Origin of the sequence: Ruegeria marisrubri (assembly GCF_001507595.1) — a bacterium.
GTDB classification, from domain to species: Bacteria; Pseudomonadota; Alphaproteobacteria; order Rhodobacterales; family Rhodobacteraceae; genus Ruegeria; species Ruegeria marisrubri.
Map to the genome: position 1 here is coordinate 125,783 of NZ_LQBQ01000023.1, position 20,862 is coordinate 146,644.

The window sequence follows — 20,862 nt, forward strand, 5'->3', positions numbered from 1 at the left end:
ACCTCAGACCTTGCCGATGCTTGTACGAAGTATGGTCAGGGAAGAACGATAGATCGCGAGCGCGCGGTCGTGCTGTCGTTTGACGTCAACGGCCTTCAGCATCTCTTCTTCCAGTGAGACACCGTTTCCATTCGCGTCCTGACGGCTTTCCAGGGTATATTCAGCCCAAGCCTGACCATCTTGCGCCTCAACGTTCATATGTCCTTCGCGCGTCGCGGACATCCTCATCCGCCGCCCGCCCTGCGAATAGGCGGCCTGAAAGGCTTCGATCTCGCGCGGCTGGTACCCGGGGGTATCGGCATTGGCCAGGTTCCGGGCAATCACGGCCTGCCGTTGCCCTGCATGCGTCGCCACGGCGTGCGCCAGTTTAAAGACGTTCAAGTCCGAGAACATCGGGGCTTCTCCCTCGATCCGTTTCAATCAAGGCTTAACCCCGATTCCTTTAGAAACCGTTTTCAGATAACCGATGGAGATGCCGCCATGTCCGCACCCGATCCGTCCTGTCTGACAGCGGAACTCGACAGCCTCAGCCCCGTGCGCCATGTCGGGCGCGTTGTTGGTGTGGGGCGCGGCCATCTCGAAGTCGAAGGGCTGAGCACCAAGGCGCGCATCGGCGACCGGCTGGACCTGAAAAGGCGTTCTGGCCCGGTGCTTGCGGGCGAAGTGCTGAGTATCGGGCATGACGTAATCCACATGATTCCGGACAGCACCCCAGATGGTGTCACGATCGGCGATCCCGTCACGTTGGCGCCGATGCCGGACTTTGCACCGGGGCTGCACTGGCTGGGCCGCCTGATCGACCCCTACGGGAAACCGTTGGACGGCAAGCCCCTGCTACGCGGCCAGAATGCGCGCGACATCATGCAGGCGCCACCGCCTGCGGCCGATCGCCGGGCACTGGGTGAGCGGCTGCCGACCGGCCTTGCGGTTCTCAACACGCTGCTGCCGATCGTGCGCGGGCAACGGGTGGGTCTGTTTGCCGGGTCGGGCGTAGGAAAATCGACGCTGTTGGCGACGCTCGCGAAATCCATGCAGGCCGATGCCGTAGTCGTTGCTCTGGTGGGTGAACGGGGGCGCGAAGTCAACGAATTCATCGAAAAGACTTTGGGACCCGACGGGATGGCCCGCGCCGTGGTGGTTGCGGCGACCTCGGATCGGTCCGCACATTTGCGGCGGCGCTGCGTCTTTTCTGCCATGTCCGTTGCCGAGTTTCTCCGCGACAGAGGGCTCAGCGTCCTGTTTCTGGCGGATTCGGTCACACGCCTTGCCGAGGCCCATCGCGAAATGTCGATCGCCATGGGAGAAGCACCAGCGTTACGCGGCTTTCCACCCTCGGTGGCGCCACTCATCGCCGGGCTCTGCGAACGGGCCGGCCCGGGAACGGGCGAACAGGGCGACATAACCGCGGTGTTCAGCGTATTGGTTCCGGGATCCGACATGGACGAGCCGATCGCGGACATCCTTCGCGGGGTTCTGGACGGGCATATCGTGCTGAGTCGAGAGATCGCGGAACGCGGTCGCTTTCCGGCAATCGACGTCAGTCGTTCAGTCTCGCGCAGCCTGCCGGATGCGGCCACGCCGGAAGAGAACGACATGATCGCAGAGGCCCGGCGGCTTGTCGGCACCTATGAACGTTCGGAAGTCATGATCAAGGCCGGCCTGTATGCCGAAGGTGCCGATCCGGTTCTGGATCAGGCTGTTCGGGTCCATGACGAGTTGGATGCCTTTTTTGCCCGTTCCGACTCCGACGGCATCGGCAACAGTTTCGCCCGGTTGTCGCTGATCCTCCGGCGGGCCAGTGCCGCAGCCATGAAATGAGGGCGATAGCCCCCAGCTGCCCGGCGCCGGCAATCCTGACAATTTTCCCGTTAGCCAGCCCTTAACCCCTGCGCTGCTATCCCGTTCGTCGGGTGACAAAACAGGTGGTGGAAATGGCAGCGCGATCCAACGCGGCGCCGATCATCATACGGAAGAAGCGAAGCAGGGGTGACTCGGCGCACCACGGCGGCGCGTGGAAAGTCGCATATGCGGATTTCGTCACGGCCATGATGGCCTTCTTCATGTTGATGTGGCTGCTGAACGCAACGACTGAAAAGCAACGCAAGGGGCTGGCGGACTACTTTTCGCCGACCATACCCGTCAGCCCGGTTTCGGGGGGCGGCGACGGCGCATTCGGCGGTGACAACATGTTTTCCGAGAAAGCATTGGTCATGAACGGATCCGGCGCCACCAACCGGCATCATGCCGATACCAAAGCCGCCCGCGGCTCGACCGGCGTCGAGACTCAGGGCGACGATGCCGGATACTTCCAGGACTTCACATCGATCGAGGCAGAGCTTCTGGGGCGCAGTGGCGAAAGCGCGGTGTCAAAGAAACTGCTTGAACACATCGTGACGCGCGTCACCGATGAAGGTCTGATCGTGGAGTTCTTCGCGACCGAGGAGTCCCCTTTGTTCGAGCCCGAGACCGATCGCCCGACACAATTGATGCGCGATCTCGTGCGGTTGGTCGCGCGGTCCTCGGACCTCGTGACCAACGGAATCGCCGTTGGCGGGCATGTCAGCGCCCGTCCGGTCGTGGTTGCAGAAAACCCGGTATGGGAACTGTCGAGTTCACGCGCGGAAAAGGTTCGGGCTTTGCTGGAACTGAGCGGCGTCACACCCGAAAGACTCGTCAGGGTAACCGGCCATGCCGACCGGGATCTGGTCGATGACAAACCGATGGCCGCGCGCAACAACCGGATCGAGGTCATCTTTCTGCGCAATCCCTGACAAGGGGGAATGACGCGCATTTTAGCTGTTAGGCTGCCGTTAAGACGCCGCGCGTTACCTGTTGCAGCAACCACTGATGCAACAGAAGGGCGTGCCGATGACTATTTCCTCTTCGCTGAATTCCGGCGTCGCGGCGCTGAAGGCCAATGCCAACCGTTTGGCCAGCATCTCGGACAATATCGCGAACGCCTCCACCTTCGGCTACAAACGGGTGGAGACGGATTTTCACTCGATGGTCACGGCGACTTCGGGCGGGGCCTACTCCGCGGGCGGCGTGCGCACCACCAGCCAGCGCATGATCGATCAACGCGGCTCTCTGGTCACCACGAACAATTCTACCGACCTGGCGGTGCGGGGTCGCGGAATGCTACCGGTCATGCCCAGCTCTCAGATCGCTACGGGGACGACCGAGATGCTGCTGGCCACCACGGGTTCCTTCCGCACCAACGAACAAGGCTATCTCGTCACCGAATCCGGTCTTGTCCTGTTGGGGTGGCCGGCGCAATCCGATGGTTCGATCCCGAGCGTGCCACGCGACACGCCCGCAGGTCTGCAGCCGGTACAACTGAGCGTCAATCAGCTGTCGGGGTCGCCCACGACCCGGATGACACTGCGCATGAACCTGCCTGCAACGGCGACCGAAGCCGGATCGCCTGGCGACACGCAGCCCTTGTCGGTCGAGTATTTCGACAATCTCGGCAAATCAGAAAAGGTCGATATCGATCTGTCCCCCATCGTTCCCGCCACCGGCGCGAGCAACGAATGGAGAATGGTCTTGCGCGATACCGCGTCCAGCGGCGCGGTGATTGGCGAGTACATCCTGACTTTCGGCGACAGCCGGACCACTGGCGGCACGCTGTCCGCCGTTTCGACGGTATCGGGTGGTGGATACGACCCGGCGACGGGCAGTTTTCTTGTCAATGTCAGGGGCGGACCGATGGAGATCAATATCGGTCAGCTGGGAGATTCGGCCGGAATAACGCAACTCTCGGACACTTTCGCGCCTGTCTCGATCACCCGCGACGGCTCGGCGGTCGGCACCATGACCAGCGTCAAGGTTGATGAAAACGGGTATGTCTACGCCACCTATGACAGCGGGATTTCCCGCCGCGTGTTCCAGATCCCGCTGGTGGACGTTCCCAACCCGAACGGCCTGACCGCCCTGGACAGCCAAACCTATGCGCCGTCTCGAGACAGCGGAACGTTTTTCCTGTGGGATGCCGGGGACGGCCCGACCGGAGATCTGGTTTCCTTCGCCCGCGAGGAATCGACAACCGACGTCGCCACCGAATTGACCGCCATGATCCAGACCCAGCGCGCCTATTCCTCCAGCGCCAAGGTAATCCAGACCGTCGACGAGATGTTGCAGGAAACGACCAACATCAAACGCTGACCTGAGCGGCCCAAGACAGGAGTAACTTCATGACCATGTCCACGGCATTCCAGAACGCGCTCGGCGGTCTGGCTGCGGCCAGCCGCGGAGCAGCGGTGGTGTCGGACAACGTCGCCAATGCGCTGACACCGGGATTTGCCCGACGCTCTCTGGAACTGACGACCGCTTCAGACACCGGGAGCGGTGTGCGGATCGTCGGAATTGCTCGACACACGGATCCGGTTCTGACAGGCAACCGCAGAAATGCGGACGCAACCCTGGCCAACGCGCAAGCTATTTCCGAGTTCCATTCCGGGCTTGAAATGCTGATCGGGGCGCCAGATGGGCCTGATACGATTCCCGGCCGCCTGACAAGTTTCGAAAACAGCCTGATCATGGCGGCCGGCCGGCCGGAATCCGCGACCCGCCTAGATCAGGCCGTCGCCGATGCGAAAGATCCCGTCAACGCGATCAGAGCGGCCTCTGACGGGGTGCAAAAGATGCGCGCCGACGCCGATCGCACCATCGGCCAGCAGGTGGAGAGGCTGAACCAAACACTCAAGGACATAGAGACCTTCAACGCCCGAATTCAGGCGATAGGGAATTCCGGCGGAGACACTTCCTCTCTTCTCGACCAGCGCCAGAACCTGATCGATACCGTGAACGAGCTGATCCCCGTTAATGTCGTTGCACGCGAGAACGACCGCGTTTCCCTTTATTCCGACGGCGGTCTGATCCTTCTGGAGGGGCGCGCGGCGGATTTCTCCTTTGCCACCAGCAACCAGATCATGCCGCACATGACCGGCGCCAACGGATTGCTGTCCCAACTGGAATTCAATGGCAAACCGATCCGAACAACCGGCGGCGATTCCGGCATTCGAGGCGGTGGATTGGCGGCGCAGTTCAGCATCCGGGACGAGCTGGCCATCGAAGCGCAGTCGGATCTCGATGCGCTGGCCAGGGATCTGATCGAACGGTTCGAAACTGCCGGGCTCGACCCGACATCGGGCCCGCCCTCTCCCGGTCTCTTTACCGATTCGGGATCCAGATTCGACCCGACGACCGAACAGGGGATAGCCGGACGGCTCACGGTCAACGCACTCGTGGACCCGGATGCTGGCGGCAGCAGCTGGAAGTTAAGAAGCGGGCTCGGCGCCGCGTTGCCCGGCGACCCGGGCGATGCCCGACAGCTTCAGGCTTTCAGCGAAGCCCTGAGCGCCGCTCGCCCTTTGCCGACCTCCCGCTTCGGCACCGGGGTTCTTTCGGCGGCCGATGTCGGCGCGGCGCTGATGTCGAAAACCGGAAGCCGCGCAAATTCCGCGGCAGAGCGTCTGGCCTTTGCAACCGCAACCCGTTCGGAAATGGCGCGAATTGAATCCGAACAGGGTGTGGACACCGACTCAGAGCTGCAAAGGCTGATGCAGATTGAACAGACCTTCGCCGCCAATGCCCGCATCATTCAGGTCGTGTCCGACCTGATGGATGACTTGTTGAGGATTTGATACATGGCGTTGAATTCGATTGGAGATCTGGCGAGGGGGCTGACACTCCAGCTTCGCAGCACTCAGATCAAACGCGAAATTGAGTCCCTGTCTCGGGAACTGTCCACTGGCAAGGTCGCGAACATCAGGGAGCATCTGCACGGAGATTTTTCGCAGATTTTACTGATTGACCATGACCTGACGCGTCTCGCCACATTCTCGACGGCAGCATCCGAGGTTGAACTGTCCGCGGGCACCATGCGGACAAGTTTGACGGTGTTCCAAAATTCGGTTTCCGAACTGTCATCTGCGCTTCTTGCCTTCGGTTCGGACTCACCGGTAATTCCGGATGAACAGATCGGCGCTCAGGCGCTCAACCATCTGGATACTATGATGTCGGCCTTGAACACCCGGGTCGGCGGTCGCAACCTGTTTTCAGGAACCGCGACCGACCGATCCCCGCTGGCGGCGCCCGAGACATTGCTTGCCTCGCTGCAGTCAGAGCTTTCCGGCATGACGACAGCGGCAGAAATTCTGCAGACTGCAACGAACTGGTTCGAGGATCCCGCCGGGTTTCGGGCTGCCATCTATCAAGGCAGCGCAGAATATCTCGCGCCCATGCAGGTATCGGACCAAGAGAAGATCAATCTCTTGGTCAAGGCAGACGACCCTGTCTTCAGAGCCGCCTTGCGGGATACGGCTGTGGCCGTCCTGGCTTCCGACTCGTCCTTGGATCTGACCGCGGACCAGCGGGCCGCGCTGTTCAAGGAACTGGGGGTCCAGCTGACGCAAGCGAGCGATGAAACCGTGCGATTGACCGCACGGATCGGAATGGCCGAAGCACGGGCCGAGCAGGCGGCAGCCCGAAATGCTGCCTCAAGGACGGGCCTGGAATATGCAAGATCCGAACTGATCGGCGCCGACCCCTATGAAACGGCCACCCGGCTGCAGGCCGTCCAATTCCAGCTCGAAAGCCTCTATTCCGTTACCGTTCGAAATGCGAACCTATCGCTGGTGAATTTCCTCAGATGAGACTCCTGCTTCTGCTCCTTGTTCTGCTCCTGCCCGGCATTGCACCCGCCGGCGCGATCCGTCTGAAGGACCTGGTGGATTTCGATGGCGTGCGCGGCAATGATTTGATCGGGTATGGTCTGGTCGTCGGTCTGAACGGCACCGGCGACGGGCTGCGCAACGCACCATTCACAGAAGAGATCATGTCGAACATTCTGGAACGGCTTGGCGTCAACGTCGCTGGAGAGGAGCTCCGGCCGAAAAACGTGGCGGCCGTCTTTGTCACCGCCAGTCTGCCGCCTTTCGCTCGCGTCGGCAGTCAGATCGACGTTACGGTTTCGGCCATTGGTGACTCGAAAAGCTTGTTGGGCGGCACCCTGATCATGACCCCGCTCAACGCTGCGGATGGTCAGATCTATGCGGTTGCGCAGGGAACCGTTTTGGCCGATGGCGTTGCGGCAGAGGGCGATGCGGCATCTGTCGTGCGTGGGGCTCCCACCGCCGGTGTAATCCCCGCGGGCGCACGTGTTGAACGGGAAATCGATTTCGATCTCGGGACCCTGACGCAGATGCGTCTGGCCTTGCGTGAGCCCGACTTCACCACCGCCAACCGGATCGAAGCCGCCGTCAACCGGGAGTTCAACCGCAGAGTTGCGGTAATGCGTGATTCCGGCACTGTTCAAATAGACATCGCCGCCACACAGGCCCATTCGACGGCCCATGCCATCAGCCGCATCGAGAACATTCTGGTCGAGCCGGAACGAAAGGCGCGGGTTGTCGTCGATCAGAGGTCCGGCACGATCGTAATGGGCGATGACGTGCGGATTTCGCGGGTTGCCGTTTCACAGGGCAACCTCACCCTACGGGTCGAAGAGGCGCCAATCGTGGTCCAACCCAACCCTTTCGCCGAAGGGCAGACTGTAGTCGTGCCCAGAACCGTCGCCGGAATAGAGGAGGATCCGGGCACAAGGCTGGCGGAAGTTCCGGAGACGACGACACTTTCCGAGGTCGTTGCCGGCCTCAACGCGTTGGGTGTCTCACCCCGCGACATGATCGACATTCTCAAGACGATAAAGGCTGCCGGGGCCCTGCATGCCGAATTCGTCGTGCAGTGAACTCCGGAATCACGGTCAAGCCGGCAGCCAGGTGATTTGCGCGGGTCAAAGTGCCGCCTCGCGACAATCCGAACCCCGGCGGCAATGGCTCTTGGCCTTTTCGATGTAGCCACACCCCGGGCGATTCACGAACTCGGTCTGTCTATTTGCTTTTCCAACTGTCCAGCCACTTCTGGAATCGTCCACGGGACTCTTCCAAGGCGTCGCTCGCGGCATAGTAGCCGTCCTCGACACTTTCTATCATGGGAACCACCTTTGCCTCGCGGAACCGACGCCAGCGAACCCAAATAGCCCGCAACAGCGCGAAAAACAGAATCAGGAAGATGATGTTGAACCACGGGATTATGCGGACATCGGGCCCGTCGACCGGCTTGATGGACACGGCATTGGGAAAGATCGACAGGATCTCGCTCCGCCAGCCATAATGGGTAACAGCCACCCATTCCGGGTCTTCCTTGGTCGAAATTGCATCATTTGCCTCGGTATAGAGGTTCGCGGTGTCGAACTTGAAATAGGGGGGCCAGCCCCAGCCGGTATCCTCATTGCGATAGACGACAACCTTGCCATTCGGTCGCACCGCCTGAATGAACTGGACATCCCGGTTCGTCAGGTTCGCCGACTGGTCATCCGGCGAAGCCCAGAAAATCCGGGTCCAGTCGTTCAGCTCCTGCCGCTCTTCATAGGTATTGACGATCCGCACCACGTCATGTTGCGGCAACGTGTAATGCAAAAGAGCCGCAACACTGCCCCAGAAAATCAGGATAAACGCCCATTTCACATAGGCCATGTGTCAACTCCTCACATGTAATTCACAACGTAGATAAGGGTCAGGATCGCGGCCCAGGGCACGAGATAAACCCCAAGGATCAGTTTGCGGCGAAAGGACTTGTCATAGGCCCGAAGCCCGCGCGCAACGAACGCTTCCTTGTCACCGACAATCTGCTTTCTTTCCCAATGTGCCTCCAGCTTCAAGCGCCGCACCCTGCGGGAATAGATCGACAGCCAGACATAGGCAATCGTCTGCACCACCAAAAGCCCCAGAAACAGCCGCACGGCTCCCGACATATCAGCCCTTTCTTACCACGCCCCAAGGCCCGCCCCGCCGGATCATTTCATCGCTCGCCCGGACATCGTCGCTCATGTCGGACTCGTGCCCAAAGAGTGCGGCCCGCACGTCGCCTCGACCCGCGAGGTCAGCCCTTCGGTCCGCGCCTGGCTTTGCCGCACCTTCCCCTGCGTTTCCTCGATCAAGGCGTCAAATTGCTGGTTCGGCATCGCGCTCAATCCTTTTGCCCAATACCTGCTTGAGATAGGGAATGTTACAAGGATTTACATCCCCTCGTTTTCAATCAATTCCAATGAACTGTGACAAACTCGCGTACAAAAAGATAGACAACCGAAAGCACTTGCTCGCGATTGAAGGATGACCGGTAAAACGCGTCAACCCTTGAAAACCAAAGGGCCGCCCGGTCAGGACGGCCCCATTTCATCTTTTCCAAAATACTCCCGCCGGAGGCATGGCCCGTCAGGGCCATTCCACCTCAACCGACGACGTTGAATTCCGGTCCATAGGGATACTTGGTGATGTTCTCGTTGCCGTCCTCGGTAATGATCAGGATGTCATGCTCACGATAGCCACCGGCGCCTGGCTGTCCGTCGGCGATGGTCAGCATCGGCTCCATCGAGATCACCATGCCCGGCTCCAACACCGTGTCGATGTCCTCGCGCAGCTCCAAACCCGCCTCGCGGCCGTAATAGTGCGACAGCACCCCGAACGAGTGCCCATAGCCAAAGCTGCGATACTGCAGCAGGCCGCGCTCGGCGAAGAACTCGTTGATCTTGTGGGTCACCTCCGCACAGCTTGCGCCGGGTTTCAGCAACGAAATCCCCAGTTCATGCGCACCGATATTCGCTTCCCAGTAACGCAGGCTCGCCTCGTCAACCTCGCCCACGAACATGGTCCGCTCGAGCGCCGTGTAATAGCCCGAGATCATCGGGAAGGTGTTGAGCGACAGGATATCGCCCCGCTGCAGTACCCGGCCGGTCACCGGGTTGTGGGCCCCGTCGGTATTGATGCCCGACTGGAACCAGACCCAGGTGTCGCGGTACTCGGCATCCGGGAAGCGCCTGGCGATCTCAAGCTCCATCGCGTCGCGGCCCGCCATGGCCACGTCGATCTCGCGCACGCCTTCCTTGATCGCATCACGGATGGCGTAACCACCGACATCCGCCACTGCGGCCCCGGCACGGATCATCTCCAGCTCGGCCGGGCTCTTGTGCATCCGCTGCCGCATGGTCGCCTCATAGAGATCGACCAGCTTTGCCGGTTTCAGGAACGCCTCGAGCTTGCCCTGCTGCAACAGGGTCAGGTGGTCGCTCTCAAACCCGATCACCTTGCCCTCGCCGGTGACCGAGCGGATCGCGCGCCAGAAATTGTCACGCTGCCAGTCGGTATAGGTGATGTTGTCGCCATAGCAGCGCCGCCAGGGCTGTCCGGCGTCGATCCCGGCCGAGATGGTCACGCAGTCAGACGCGGTCACCACAAGGCCATAAGGCCGCCCGAACGAGCAATAGGTGAAGCCGGAATAGTAGGAAATGTTGTGCATCGAGGTGAACACGGCGGCTTCGACACCCTGATCGATCAGGATCTTGCGCAGACCGGCAATGCGGGCCTCGTATTCGGATTCGGCGAACTGCAGCGGCGCCTTTTCTCCGTTGTGAAACCGGTAGAAATCGGGGCGATCCGCGGCCGAGGTGAAGTTCAGATAGTTGGGAACAGCAGTCATAGCGACCCTCCTCAAAAGGACGGTCCCGGCGTTCAGGACTGGGAAATCGGGCGCATGCGCTTGCGCATGAGGCGACGCCATCGCCAGAGCCCGCGCAATTTCTGCCTTATCGCCCGGATTCGATCAAGTGGAACTTTGCGGATGCCTCCCGACAGACAATTTGATCAAATCTGGATTGATTCAACATCCCCAGTGGCCATAGACAAGTGCAGAGGCACCTGTTTGTGTGTCTGCAATCCCATTCCAACCGGAGGCCGAACCATGCTGGACGCACCGACCGATCTGAAATCGCTCCTGAAAAACCCGGAGTTGCTGGCAACCAAGGCTTACATCGGCGGCAATTGGGTCGATGGCGACAATGGTACCTTCGCCGTGACCAACCCGGCCCGCGGTGACGTGGTGGCCGAGGTGGCGGATGTCAGCCGCGCCCAAGTGGCCGGCGCCATCGCCCAGGCCGAAGCGGCCCAGAAGGAATGGGCGAAATACACCGGCAAGGAACGCGCCGCGATCCTGCGCCGTTGGTATGACCTGATGATGGAAAACGCCGAGGATCTCGGCAAGATCCTGACCGCCGAACAGGGCAAGCCCCTGCCCGAGGCCATCGGCGAGATCGGCTATGGCGCCTCGTTCATCGAGTTCTTCGGCGAGCAGGCCAAGCGGGTCTATGGCGAGACTATCCCCGGCCACCAGCGCGACAAGCGGATCATGGTTCTGAAACAGCCGATCGGCGTGGCCGCCTCGATCACGCCGTGGAACTTCCCCAACGCCATGATCACCCGCAAGGCCGGCCCGGCGCTGGCCGCAGGCTGTTCCTTCGTCGCGCGCCCGGCGGCTGAGACGCCCCTGTCGGCGCTGGTGCTTGCGGTTCTGGCTGAACAGGCCGGCATCCCGGCAGGCGTGTTCAACGTGGTGCCGTCATCGCGCGCCAGCGAGATTGGCAAGGAATTCTGTGAAAACCCCGGCGTGCGCAAGCTGACCTTCACCGGCTCGACCGAGGTCGGCCGCATCCTGCTGCGCCAGGCCGCTGACCAGGTAATGAAATGCTCGATGGAGCTGGGGGGCAACGCACCCTTCATCGTGTTCGACGATGCCGATCTGGATGCCGCTGTCGAGGGCGCAATGCTGTGCAAGTTCCGCAACAACGGCCAGACCTGCGTCTGCGCCAACCGGATCTATGTTCAGGCCGGCGTCTATGACGAATTCGCCGCCAAGCTGAAGGCCGCGGTCGAGGCGCTGAAAGTGGGCGATGGCCTGACCGAAGGCGTCAACACCGGGCCGCTCATCAACGCCGAAGCGGTCGAAAAGGTGCAGGAACATCTGGCCGACGTGACCGCAAAGGGCGGTCGGATCCTGACCGGTGGCCTGCCACACGATCTGGGCGGCACCTTCTTCCAGCCGACCATCGTGACCGGCGTGACCCAGGACATGAAGGTGGCGCAAGAGGAAACGTTTGGCCCGCTGGCGCCGCTGTTCAAGTTCGAGGACGAGGATGAGGTGATCGCGATGGCCAATGACACCATCTTTGGTCTTGCCTCCTACTTCTATGCCAAGGACCTCAGCCGCGTCTGGAAAGTGGCCGAGGCGCTGGAATACGGCATCGTCGGCGTCAACACGGGCATCATCTCGACCGAGGTCGGCCCCTTTGGCGGCGTCAAGCAATCGGGCCTTGGCCGCGAAGGCAGCCACCACGGGATCGACGAGTATCTCGAGATGAAATACGTCTGCATGTCCGTCTGACCCGAGCGCGGATCAGACCGAGCGACGAATCGCAGAAAAGAAACCGCCCCGCGCCTGGAGGAGCACGGGGCGGCGCGATAACCCAGGGAGGGAAGGATTATCGCATTTGGTTTTCGCGGTTCGGTTGCCGAAGCTTCGTGTAGCCTCAGTTCACGCTTTTCGCGTCAACCACGTCCTTTTCGATGGCCTTGGCCGAGGTGATCTCGATCCGGCGCGGTTTCAGCGCCTCGGGCACTTCGCGCACAAGGTCGATATGCAGCATTCCGTTCTCGTGGGTTGCCCCGGTCACGCGCACATGATCGGCCAGCGTAAAGCGGCGTTCGAATGCGCGGGTGGCGATGCCACGGTGCAGATAGGTGCGTTCCTTGTCGTCGGCGGCTTTCTTGCCGGCAACCACAAGGGAGTTTTCCTTGACCTCGACCGACAGGTCCTGTTCCGAGAACCCGGCGACGGCGATCGAAATGCGATAGGCGTCGGGTGCGGTCTTTTCGATGTTGTAGGGTGGGTAGCTCGACTGAGCCACGTCATTTGCCAGCACCCGGTCCATCAGGTCGGCAATCTGGTCAAAACCGATGCTGGCGCGATGCAGCGGGGTGAAATCAAAACTACGCATGGTCGTCATCCTCTTTTCACGAGCGATCTACGTTGGGTGCCCTCCGATCGGACGGGCGCTGTTGAATGGCCGAACCCCGACATCGGCGGTCCGGTAAATCCAGAAATGGGAAGCAGTTGACCGCAGTTCAAGACCCGTCGGAGCGGATGAATTTCGCGCCCGAGCCTGACTTTCCCGATCCGACCTGCAAGCGCCGAATCGTGGCCTTGGGCCTGGGCGCGTCACGGCGCAAGCGGGCCTTCAGGTCACTGACGATCTTCGAGAGTTCCATCCCGAAACCAACCGTTTTTCCGTTTATCTTCCCACCGGCCGACACGACGGACAGAATCTGCCACCGCACCCCGTCTTTGGCGAGGATCGCCGATCCCGATGGCCCAAAGGTCACCTTGCAATCAAAGGCGATTATCCCCTGGCGGCGGTCCAGAATCCGGCAGGACCGCTGGCGCGAGATCGCCTCTTCCCGGCCCCGTCCATAAGAGGCGCCGCTGACCTCGGCCCCCGAAAGATTGCCGCTGTGCAGAGCAAAAGGGTTGGCCTGAGCGATGGAAATGGGTTCTTCCAGCCGCATCAGGGCGACATCCCTGCGGATTCTCTCGACCGAGACCGGCGCATTGGCAACGAAATCGGGATGCGTCACGATCTGGACAACCTTGCGATCGGCGACCGACTTGCCGTCGCGCAATCCGGCCCGGAACGTGACCTGCCCCGGGCCAAAGGGCTTGCCTGTCCTGCCGTCCAGGGCGCAATGCGCCGCCGTCAGCACCAGATCCGGCGCTATCAGCGTTCCGGTGCAAAAACCCGCATCCGCTATGTCCAATCGCCCGACTGCTTCCCACCCCAGCAGATCGTCACGGTCCGTCAGCCGCCTCATCCCGGCGTTCTGGGCAGCGGCCTGGGCCCCCAGTGCAACGGCCACGGCCAAGAGCAGAAGAAACTGGCGCATCACGGTCTGACGAACTTGGCGCCAGAGCGCGTTTCCGATGCGCCGATTTCAGGGGACGACGAGCCAACCCCTCGCCCGGCCGACAGCTCGGCCTGCAACAATTCCAGTGACCCCTCAAGCGCAGTGCCCAGCGCAACACGGCGGCCTTCAAGCTCGGCTTTGGCCGAAACCACCGAGACGATACGGGGGCGATCGCCGGAAAAGGAAAAGATCGGGGCCCCGGACGAGCCGAAGTCGACATCGCAGGACATCACCAGAACGCCCCGCTGGCGGGCAATCACCGAGCACACTTCCTGCAACGAGGGTGCCTCGGCGCGATCCTTGGCGTAAGAGACGACGCCCACGTCCTCTCCGCGCGCCGGGCGGCGGCCTGTCTCGAACGGGATGACCGCGGTATTCCGGATCGGCTGCAGCAGTTCGATCAGGGCCACGTCGTTTCTTACGCGCTCGGTCGAAGCGGCCCCGTCGTAGCGGTAGTCGGGATGCGCCACGACCTGCCGCACCGAGCGATAGGCCAGGGCCCGCCCGCGCCGCCAGCCTGCAAGAAATTCCATCCGCGCGGGGTCGATACGTTTTCGTGTGACCTTGTCATAGAGACAATGCGCCGCCGTCAAAACCAGCGTGGGCGCAATAAGGGCCCCCGTGCAAAACCCGGTGCCGTCAATATCCAGCCGCCCCACCGCCATCCAGTCCCGGCCAGCATCAGACGTGTCCAGGCTTTTCAACCCGGAATCCTCGGCCGCAGCTGCGAGCGGCAGAAGCGTCAATGCAAGTGCTCGGATCCAATTGCGCACCTGGTTCCCTCCGGTCTCCTCCCCCGGTCAGTCTGATACGGGCAAGCCTTGACGAAAATAGGGCATCGGTCCAGCGCGCAGTTTGAAACAACGCACTGATGCGGTGCTGCATCAGTATCTCAGCGCAGATCGGGGACTTCTGCCTGACCGTCCTCTGCACCTTGCAGCGAAGGCGGCATCGGCCCGCCCGTGGCCCAATCCAGCAGTTCCACCGTGTGCACAACCGGCAGCCCCGTCCCTGAACCGATCTGGATCATGCAGCCAATATTCCCGGCCGCGATCAGATCGGGGTTCTTCGCCTCCAGCGTCCGCACCTTGCGATCCCTGAGCTTCCCCGAAATCTCTGGCTGCATCAGGTTGTAGGTTCCGGCGCTGCCGCAGCACAGATGGCTGTCGGCGGGTTCAACCACCCGGAATCCCGCGCGTTTCAAAAGTGCTTTGGGCTCGGATTTCACCTTTTGCCCGTGCTGCAGAGAGCAGGCCGCATGATAGGCCACGGTCAGCCCCTTGTCCTCTCCTTCGGGCAGGTCCAGCCGGGCGAGCAACTCGCTGACATCCATCGCGATCGCCGATACACGGGCGGCATCGTCTGCCAGAGGGTCATTGCGGAACATGTGGCCGTAGTCCTTGACGGTCGTTCCGCAGCCCGAGGTGTTGATGACGATGGCATCCAGCCCCTCACCATCCATTTCACGCACCCACGCGCGAATGTTTCGGGCGGCAGAACGGTGGCTGTCCTCGGATTTGCCCATGTGATGGGTCAGCGCCCCGCAACACCCCGCGCCTTCGGCCACCACCACCTCGCAGCCCAGCCGCCGCAGCAGCCGGATCGTCGCATCATTGATATCCGCGTTCAGCGCCCTTTGCGCACAACCCGTCATCAGCGCCACGCGCTTCACCCGCTGGCCCTTGGGGGCAAAGCTCTGCGGGTCGTCATTGCGGCTGACCGGAGGTATATTCCGCGGCGCCATGTCGAGCATCGCCCTCAGCCGCGCATCCGGCATCAGAAAGCGGAAGGGTCGGCCCAGCTTGGCCCCGATCAGCGCCCAGCGGAACCGCGTGGGATAGGGCAGGATCTTCGCCAATACCCACCGCAAGGCCCGCTCGCTGAAGGGGCGTTTGTAATTCGCCTCGATATATGCCCGCGCGTGATCAACCAGATGCATGTAATGCACACCCGATGGACAGGTGGTCATGCAGGCAAGGCAGGACAGGCAGCGGTCGATATGTTTGACCGTCTTTTCATCCGGCACACGCTCGTTCTCCAGCATGTCCTTGATCAGGTAGATACGTCCGCGCGGGCTGTCCAACTCGTCGCCCAACACCTGGTAGGTCGGACAGGTCGCGGTGCAGAATCCGCAATGCACGCAGCTTCGCAGGATCTCGTTCGACCGCTGGGTCGCCGGATCCTTCAACTGTTCCGGAGTGAAAGTCGTCTGCATCGCCTACCCCATCAGCCCCGGGTTGAAGATCCCGCGCGGATCAAATTTCTGCCGCAGCCCCTTCGACAGGGCTGAAACCGCGGCCGGTTCGGGCTGCAACCGCCCCAGCGCCTCGAATGTCGCCTTGCTGGCCCGCACCAGCGTCGCATGCCCCGAGAAATCGCCCAGTCGCGCGCGCAGGTCCGTGCCTTCAGGAACAAGCACCCAGATCAGCCCGCCGCCCCAGTCGAACAACAATCCGTCCGCCTCGGCCCGGGCCGCCACCTCCGGCGCATCCGAGGGCTTGACGGAAATCCGCCAGACATCTCCCTGACGGTCATGGAAGACCTCGACATCGCGAATGGCGGTCCAGAGTTCCGGCGCCGGCCCTTCCCGGCTGGCTTCGCCGAACGCGCCCACAAGCGAACTCAGCCGGTCCGCCCGGTAGGCAACCGAGTCCTCAAACCCCTCGATCCTGAGCAATGCGCGCCCGCTTTCCGGATCGTATGCGGCCCCCGTTACCTCGTAGGGCGACCCGAGCCCCGCCGACAGCGCCCTGATCGCAGCGCCTGTGTCAGGCACCTGCACGGAAATCGTCTCAGAGGTCTCGGCTTTCGGCAGAACCTTCAGGGAAACTTCGGTGAGCACACCCAGCGTCCCCCATGACCCCACCATCAGCTTGACCAGATCATAACCGGTCACGTTCTTCATCACGCGGCCACCGTTCTTGAGAACCTGCCCACGACCATCGACGAAACGCACTCCCAGCGCAAAGTCCCGGCAGGCCCCGGCCTGCACCCGGCGCGGCCCCGACACGTTGGCGGCAACCACCCCACCCATGGTCGGCTCACCGCCGGTCCCCAGCAATCCGCGATGGTCCATCGGCTCAAAGGCCAGTCGCTGCCCCTCGGCATCCAGAGCCGCCTCGACCTCGGCCAAAGGCGTCCCCGCCCTGGCAACCAGGGTCAAGGCACCGGGCTCATAGAGCGTGACACCGGTCAAACCCGTCGTGACCAACGCCGTTTCGGGCCCGGAAATTCCGCGCGTGCCGCCACCCTGAACCCTCACCGGCTCCGTCAGCCCGGCCACCAATTCGGCAAACTCTGCCTCTGTCTCAGGTTTCATCGCTCTTCATCTTTTTTCAAATACTCCGGGGGAGTCGCGCATCGCGCGACGGGGGCAGCGCCCCCTATTGGGCGGCCACACGCGCCGCGCGGCGGCTCTCGGAAACCGGCAGCGGAAAGACCTTGGCCGGGTTCAGCAGCCAAGCAGGATCGAACACATCCTTGACCGCCATCTGCGCCTCCAGATCCTCGGGCGAATACTGATACGTCATCAAATCCCGTTTCTCGATCCCGACTCCATGCTCACCCGTCAGACACCCGCCGGCATCGACGCAGAGTTTCAGGATCTCCGCCCCGAAGGCCTCGCACTTCTCCAGATCACCCGGCTTGTTGGCGTCGAACAGGATCAACGGATGCATGTTGCCATCGCCGGCATGAAACACGTTGCCGACCGGCAGGCCGAACTCCTTGCTCAACTCTCCGATCCGGCGCAGCACCATCGGCAGTTCGGAGACCGGTATGGTTCCGTCAAGGCACATGTAATCGTTGATCTGCCCCATCGCGCCAAAGGCGGATTTGCGCCCCAGCCAGATCTTAGCGCTTTCCTCGGCCGACTGGCTTTCGCGCAACTCGACCGGGTTGTGGCGCTTGGCGATCTCGATGATTTTCTCAAGCTGGCTCTCGATCTCGGCCTCCGAGCCCTCGACCTCGACGATCAGCAGCGCCTCGCAGTTCGGATAGCCGGCATGGGCAAAGTTCTCGCAGGCCTCGATGCACAGCCGGTCCATGAATTCGATCGCGACCGGCAGAATGCCCGACTTGATGATGTCCGAGACGCATTCGCCCGCCACCGCGTTGTCATCAAAGCCCATCAGGACCGGCCGCGCGCCCTCGGGCTTGCGCAGGATGCGCAGCGTCGCCTCGGTCACCACACCCAACTGCCCTTCCGAGCCGCATATGACGCCCAACAGATCTAGCCCGCCCGCGTCCAGATGCGCACCGCCGAGCTCGATCACCGTTCCGTCCATGAGAACCATGGTCACGCCCAGCAGGTTGTTGGTGGTGACGCCGTATTTCAGGCAATGCGCCCCGCCGGAATTCATCGCGATGTTGCCCGCGATCGCGCAGGCCAGTTGCGAGGACGGGTCCGGAGCGAAAAAGAAATCCTCCTCTTCGACCGCGCCGGTCACGCTCAGGTTGGTCCGGCCCGACTGCACGCGGATGAACCGATTGTCATAGTCGGTTTCCAGAACCTCGTTCATCCGGGCCACGCCCAGGATCACGCAATCGGCAGTCGGAAGCGCGCCACCCGCCAGCGAGGTGCCCGACCCGCGAGGCACGACCGGAACGCCCTCTTCCTGGCAGATCCGCAGAACGTCGGACACCTCCTGCGTACTGGATGGCAACACGACCAGCATTGGAGGGCACTTGTAGGCCGTCAGCGCGTCGCATTCATAGGCGCGGGTTTCCACTTCCTCATGGATGATGGCGTCATCCGGCAACACCGACCTCAGACGCTCCAACAACATTGCCTTGCGAGACATCACGCCCGGATTGGGCTTGGGCATTTCCATAGCGCGTCCTTTCTTTGGTAAATTTATATTACCAATTATGGCGTCTGGCAAGCTGAACCGGATACCCCTACTGTCGCGGTCATGACATGGATCGACCGCGCCCTGCTGTTTTCTCCCCTCGACTACGCCGCAATCGGGTTTTTGCTCGTCTCCTGGCTGTGGATCGGTTGGCGGATCGAGAACCCGTCGCCGAACAAACCCTCGGTGGCTGTCATGATGGACGAATTTCGCCGCGGCTGGATGAGGCAGATGGTCACCCGGCAACCGCGCATGTTCGACGCGCAACTGGTTGGGAACATGCGCCAGAGCACGGCGTTCTTTGCCTCGACCTCGATGATCGCAATCGGCGGCGGGCTGGCGTTGCTGGGCAACACCGAACGTCTGGCGGTCGTGGCCAAGGATCTGACCTTCGGCAGCGCCCCCGCCGTGGTCTGGGAGATCAAGATCCTGATCTCGACCCTGCTTCTGTCCAGCGCCTTCCTGAGATTCGTATGGTCACACCGGCTGTTTGGCTATTGCGCGATCCTCATGGCCGCCGTGCCCAACGACCTCGACGATCCCCTGGCCAACCCCCGAGCCGCACAGGCTGCCGAGATCTGCATCACCGCCGGGCGCAGCTTCAACCGGGCGCTGCGCACGATCTATTTCGCGCTTGCCACCGCCGCGTGGGTCTTGGGCCCGGTGCCGCTGCTGCTGGCCACGTTGGCGACGGTGGCGGTGCTCTACCGGCGCGAATTCGCCTCTCACTCGCGCGAGGTCTTGCTGACCCTGCCGCCTGACACGCAGTCGTGATCCCCTGGCCGGCCGAAACTTCCTATTCTCGCCGCATGAGATACATCGCCCTTACCGCCCTGCTGGCGGCACCTGCATTGGCCGAGCCACCCGTGATCGAAAACGTTGCCGCCCGGCAGCAAGGGGACGGCTGGCATTTCGAAGTCACGGTCTCGCACCCCGATACCGGCTGGGACCACTATGCCGACGGGTGGCGCGTGCTTGACATGCAGGGCAACGAGTTGGGGATGCGGGTGCTGCATCACCCGCACGAGACCGAGCAGCCGTTTACCCGTTCACTGGGCGGCGTCCAGTTGCCGGAGGGCGCAACGCATGTGCAAGTGCAGGCGCGGTGCAGCGTCGATGGCTGGGCCGAGGCAACCTATCGGGTCACCCTGCCCTGACCAGCGCTCAGAACACGCCCAGGCTCAGCCCCGCGCCCAGCGCCATGCCGATCTCGCGGCATCGCTCCAACTCTGCCTCGGAGATCGTTTTCGGTGCCAGAATCTGCTCCGGCGTCTGGGCATGGGTGCAGACGATCAGGGGCGGCTGGACCTCCTTCAACCGCCAGCCCTGGGCAATGCGCGCCATCTGGCGCACGGCATTCTCTCCGTCCGAGCCCGCGCAGACCATCTGCGCATAGGGTCGTGCCTCGATGCGGCCCAGCACCGGATAGTAGCAGCGATCGAAGAAATCCTTCATCACCCCCGAGATCGCGGCAAGATTTTCCGGGGCGCAGAAGATATAGCCGTCCGCCCGCAGCAGATCCCCCGGCCCGGCCTGATCGGCCGTTTTCAGAATCGTGGGCGTTTCACCCTGCGCCGCCTCGGCGGCTGCTTCGGCCATCTGCCGGCTGCCGCCCGTCCGCGAGTGATACACGATCAACAGTTCCGCCATTTCCGATCCCGCTCATACCCTGTGATACGGCCCGCCCGACAGGATCGTGGCCGCGCGGTAGAGCTGTTCCGCCAGCATGACCCGCACCAGCATATGCGGCCAGACCATCGCGCCAAAAGAGATGGAAAAATCCGCCTCGGCCCGCAGCGCCGGGTCGATCCCGTCGGCCCCGCCGATGATCAGCGCCAGGTCCTGTCGCCCGGCGTCGCGCCAGCCGGCCAGCCTTTTCGCGAAATCGGGCGAGGACATCACCTTGCCGCGCTCGTCCAGGGCACAGATCACCGCCCCTTTCGGCAGCGCCTTGCGCAGAAGATCCGCCTCGGCCTTCATGCCGGCATTCTTCTTGTCCTCGACCTCGATGACCCGCGCAGGACCCAAGCCCAACGCGCGGCCCGTGCGGTCGAATCTGGTCAGATAGTCGTCAATCAAGGTTTTTTCCGGTCCGGCCCGCAACCGGCCGACCGCGCAAATGCAAATACGCATTCTCTCTCGCCTCCGACCCCTCAATATGG

General features: G+C 62.2%; 22 protein-coding genes. 9 read left to right on the forward strand and 13 right to left on the reverse strand.

Annotated elements, in window-relative coordinates:
- Positions 1-3: 3 nt before the first annotated feature.
- Complete coding sequence (locus AVO45_RS11330) at positions 4-420, reverse strand: FlgB family protein (protein ID WP_338055970.1); 417 nt, start codon at positions 418-420, stop codon at positions 4-6.
- Positions 421-480: 60 nt separating this feature from the next.
- On the opposite strand from AVO45_RS11330, the gene AVO45_RS11335 reads away from it, so the two are divergent.
- The 6 genes from AVO45_RS11335 (at position 481) to AVO45_RS11360 (ending at position 7,750) form a co-directional block, all read left to right on the forward strand.
- Positions 481-1,818, forward strand: a complete 1,338-nt coding sequence (locus tag AVO45_RS11335; protein ID WP_068347034.1) for a FliI/YscN family ATPase — start codon at positions 481-483, stop codon at positions 1,816-1,818.
- 113 nt (positions 1,819-1,931) lie between these two features.
- Positions 1,932-2,771, forward strand: a complete 840-nt coding sequence (locus AVO45_RS11340) for a flagellar motor protein MotB (RefSeq protein WP_068347037.1) — start codon at positions 1,932-1,934, stop codon at positions 2,769-2,771.
- A 76-nt stretch (positions 2,772-2,847) separates the two neighbouring features.
- Positions 2,848-4,164: a flagellar hook protein FlgE gene (locus AVO45_RS11345; RefSeq protein WP_240482123.1), complete on the forward strand. Its 1,317-nt coding sequence runs from the start codon at positions 2,848-2,850 to the stop codon at positions 4,162-4,164.
- A gap of 29 nt (positions 4,165-4,193) precedes the next feature.
- Positions 4,194-5,645: a flagellar hook-associated protein FlgK gene (gene flgK, locus AVO45_RS11350; protein WP_068347040.1), complete on the forward strand. Its 1,452-nt coding sequence runs from the start codon at positions 4,194-4,196 to the stop codon at positions 5,643-5,645.
- 3 nt (positions 5,646-5,648) lie between these two features.
- Positions 5,649-6,656 carry a flagellin gene (locus tag AVO45_RS11355; protein ID WP_068347043.1) on the forward strand — a complete coding sequence of 336 codons (1,008 nt, stop codon included), beginning with the start codon at positions 5,649-5,651 and terminating at the stop codon, positions 6,654-6,656.
- Positions 6,653-7,750: a flagellar basal body P-ring protein FlgI gene (locus tag AVO45_RS11360; protein WP_068347046.1), complete on the forward strand. Its 1,098-nt coding sequence runs from the start codon at positions 6,653-6,655 to the stop codon at positions 7,748-7,750. Before AVO45_RS11355 ends, AVO45_RS11360 begins: the two co-directional genes overlap by 4 nt.
- A gap of 142 nt (positions 7,751-7,892) precedes the next feature.
- On the opposite strand, the gene AVO45_RS11365 is transcribed toward AVO45_RS11360, so the two are convergent.
- The 4 genes from AVO45_RS11365 to AVO45_RS11375 all read right to left on the reverse strand — a co-directional run bounded on the left by AVO45_RS11365 (position 7,893) and on the right by AVO45_RS11375 (position 10,536).
- The gene (locus tag AVO45_RS11365) at positions 7,893-8,537 is read right to left on the reverse strand and encodes a DUF1523 family protein (RefSeq protein WP_068347049.1); all 645 of its coding nucleotides are present in this window, start codon (positions 8,535-8,537) and stop codon (positions 7,893-7,895) included.
- 11 nt (positions 8,538-8,548) lie between these two features.
- Positions 8,549-8,815 carry a hypothetical protein gene (locus AVO45_RS11370; RefSeq protein WP_068347051.1) on the reverse strand — a complete coding sequence of 89 codons (267 nt, stop codon included), beginning with the start codon at positions 8,813-8,815 and terminating at the stop codon, positions 8,549-8,551.
- Between the two features lies 1 nt (position 8,816).
- Complete coding sequence (locus tag AVO45_RS20160; RefSeq protein WP_338055971.1) at positions 8,817-8,891, reverse strand: hypothetical protein; 75 nt, start codon at positions 8,889-8,891, stop codon at positions 8,817-8,819.
- 400 nt (positions 8,892-9,291) lie between these two features.
- Positions 9,292-10,536, reverse strand: coding sequence for an aminopeptidase P family protein (locus AVO45_RS11375; RefSeq protein WP_068347053.1), 1,245 nt, complete (start codon positions 10,534-10,536; stop codon positions 9,292-9,294).
- Positions 10,537-10,797: 261 nt separating this feature from the next.
- Here AVO45_RS11375 and AVO45_RS11380 point away from each other — a divergent pair, with 261 nt between their 5' ends.
- A complete protein-coding gene (locus AVO45_RS11380) occupies positions 10,798-12,273 on the forward strand; it encodes an NAD-dependent succinate-semialdehyde dehydrogenase (protein WP_068347055.1) in 1,476 nt (491 codons plus the stop codon).
- 145 nt (positions 12,274-12,418) lie between these two features.
- On the opposite strand, the gene AVO45_RS11385 is transcribed toward AVO45_RS11380, so the two are convergent.
- The 6 genes from AVO45_RS11385 to AVO45_RS11410 all read right to left on the reverse strand — a co-directional run bounded on the left by AVO45_RS11385 (position 12,419) and on the right by AVO45_RS11410 (position 18,682).
- The gene (locus AVO45_RS11385; RefSeq protein ID WP_068347400.1) at positions 12,419-12,886 is read right to left on the reverse strand and encodes an Hsp20 family protein; all 468 of its coding nucleotides are present in this window, start codon (positions 12,884-12,886) and stop codon (positions 12,419-12,421) included.
- A gap of 127 nt (positions 12,887-13,013) precedes the next feature.
- Positions 13,014-13,829, reverse strand: a complete 816-nt coding sequence (locus AVO45_RS11390; protein ID WP_068347058.1) for a trypsin-like serine peptidase — start codon at positions 13,827-13,829, stop codon at positions 13,014-13,016.
- The gene (locus AVO45_RS11395) at positions 13,829-14,623 is read right to left on the reverse strand and encodes a trypsin-like serine peptidase (RefSeq protein ID WP_068347059.1); all 795 of its coding nucleotides are present in this window, start codon (positions 14,621-14,623) and stop codon (positions 13,829-13,831) included. The genes AVO45_RS11390 and AVO45_RS11395 overlap by 1 nt, the downstream gene beginning before the upstream one ends.
- Before the next feature lie 119 nt (positions 14,624-14,742).
- A complete protein-coding gene (glcF, locus tag AVO45_RS11400) occupies positions 14,743-16,065 on the reverse strand; it encodes a glycolate oxidase subunit GlcF (RefSeq protein ID WP_068347062.1) in 1,323 nt (440 codons plus the stop codon).
- A gap of 3 nt (positions 16,066-16,068) precedes the next feature.
- On the reverse strand, positions 16,069-17,169 hold the full coding sequence (locus AVO45_RS11405; RefSeq protein WP_068347065.1) for an FAD-binding protein: 1,101 nt from the start codon (positions 17,167-17,169) through the stop codon (positions 16,069-16,071).
- A 64-nt stretch (positions 17,170-17,233) separates the two neighbouring features.
- Positions 17,234-18,682, reverse strand: a complete 1,449-nt coding sequence (locus AVO45_RS11410) for an FAD-linked oxidase C-terminal domain-containing protein (RefSeq protein ID WP_068347067.1) — start codon at positions 18,680-18,682, stop codon at positions 17,234-17,236.
- Between the two features lie 81 nt (positions 18,683-18,763).
- Here AVO45_RS11410 and AVO45_RS11415 point away from each other — a divergent pair, with 81 nt between their 5' ends.
- Both AVO45_RS11415 and AVO45_RS11420 read left to right on the forward strand, forming a co-directional pair.
- Positions 18,764-19,474: a DUF599 domain-containing protein gene (locus AVO45_RS11415; protein WP_068347069.1), complete on the forward strand. Its 711-nt coding sequence runs from the start codon at positions 18,764-18,766 to the stop codon at positions 19,472-19,474.
- 35 nt (positions 19,475-19,509) lie between these two features.
- A complete protein-coding gene (locus AVO45_RS11420; protein ID WP_068347071.1) occupies positions 19,510-19,857 on the forward strand; it encodes a hypothetical protein in 348 nt (115 codons plus the stop codon).
- A gap of 7 nt (positions 19,858-19,864) precedes the next feature.
- On the opposite strand, the gene AVO45_RS11425 is transcribed toward AVO45_RS11420, so the two are convergent.
- Together AVO45_RS11425 and rlmH are read right to left on the reverse strand one after the other, a co-directional pair.
- Positions 19,865-20,350, reverse strand: coding sequence for a flavodoxin family protein (locus AVO45_RS11425; RefSeq protein ID WP_068347073.1), 486 nt, complete (start codon positions 20,348-20,350; stop codon positions 19,865-19,867).
- Between the two features lie 12 nt (positions 20,351-20,362).
- Positions 20,363-20,833, reverse strand: coding sequence for a 23S rRNA (pseudouridine(1915)-N(3))-methyltransferase RlmH (gene rlmH, locus AVO45_RS11430; RefSeq protein WP_068347074.1), 471 nt, complete (start codon positions 20,831-20,833; stop codon positions 20,363-20,365).
- Positions 20,834-20,862 lie beyond the last annotated feature (29 nt).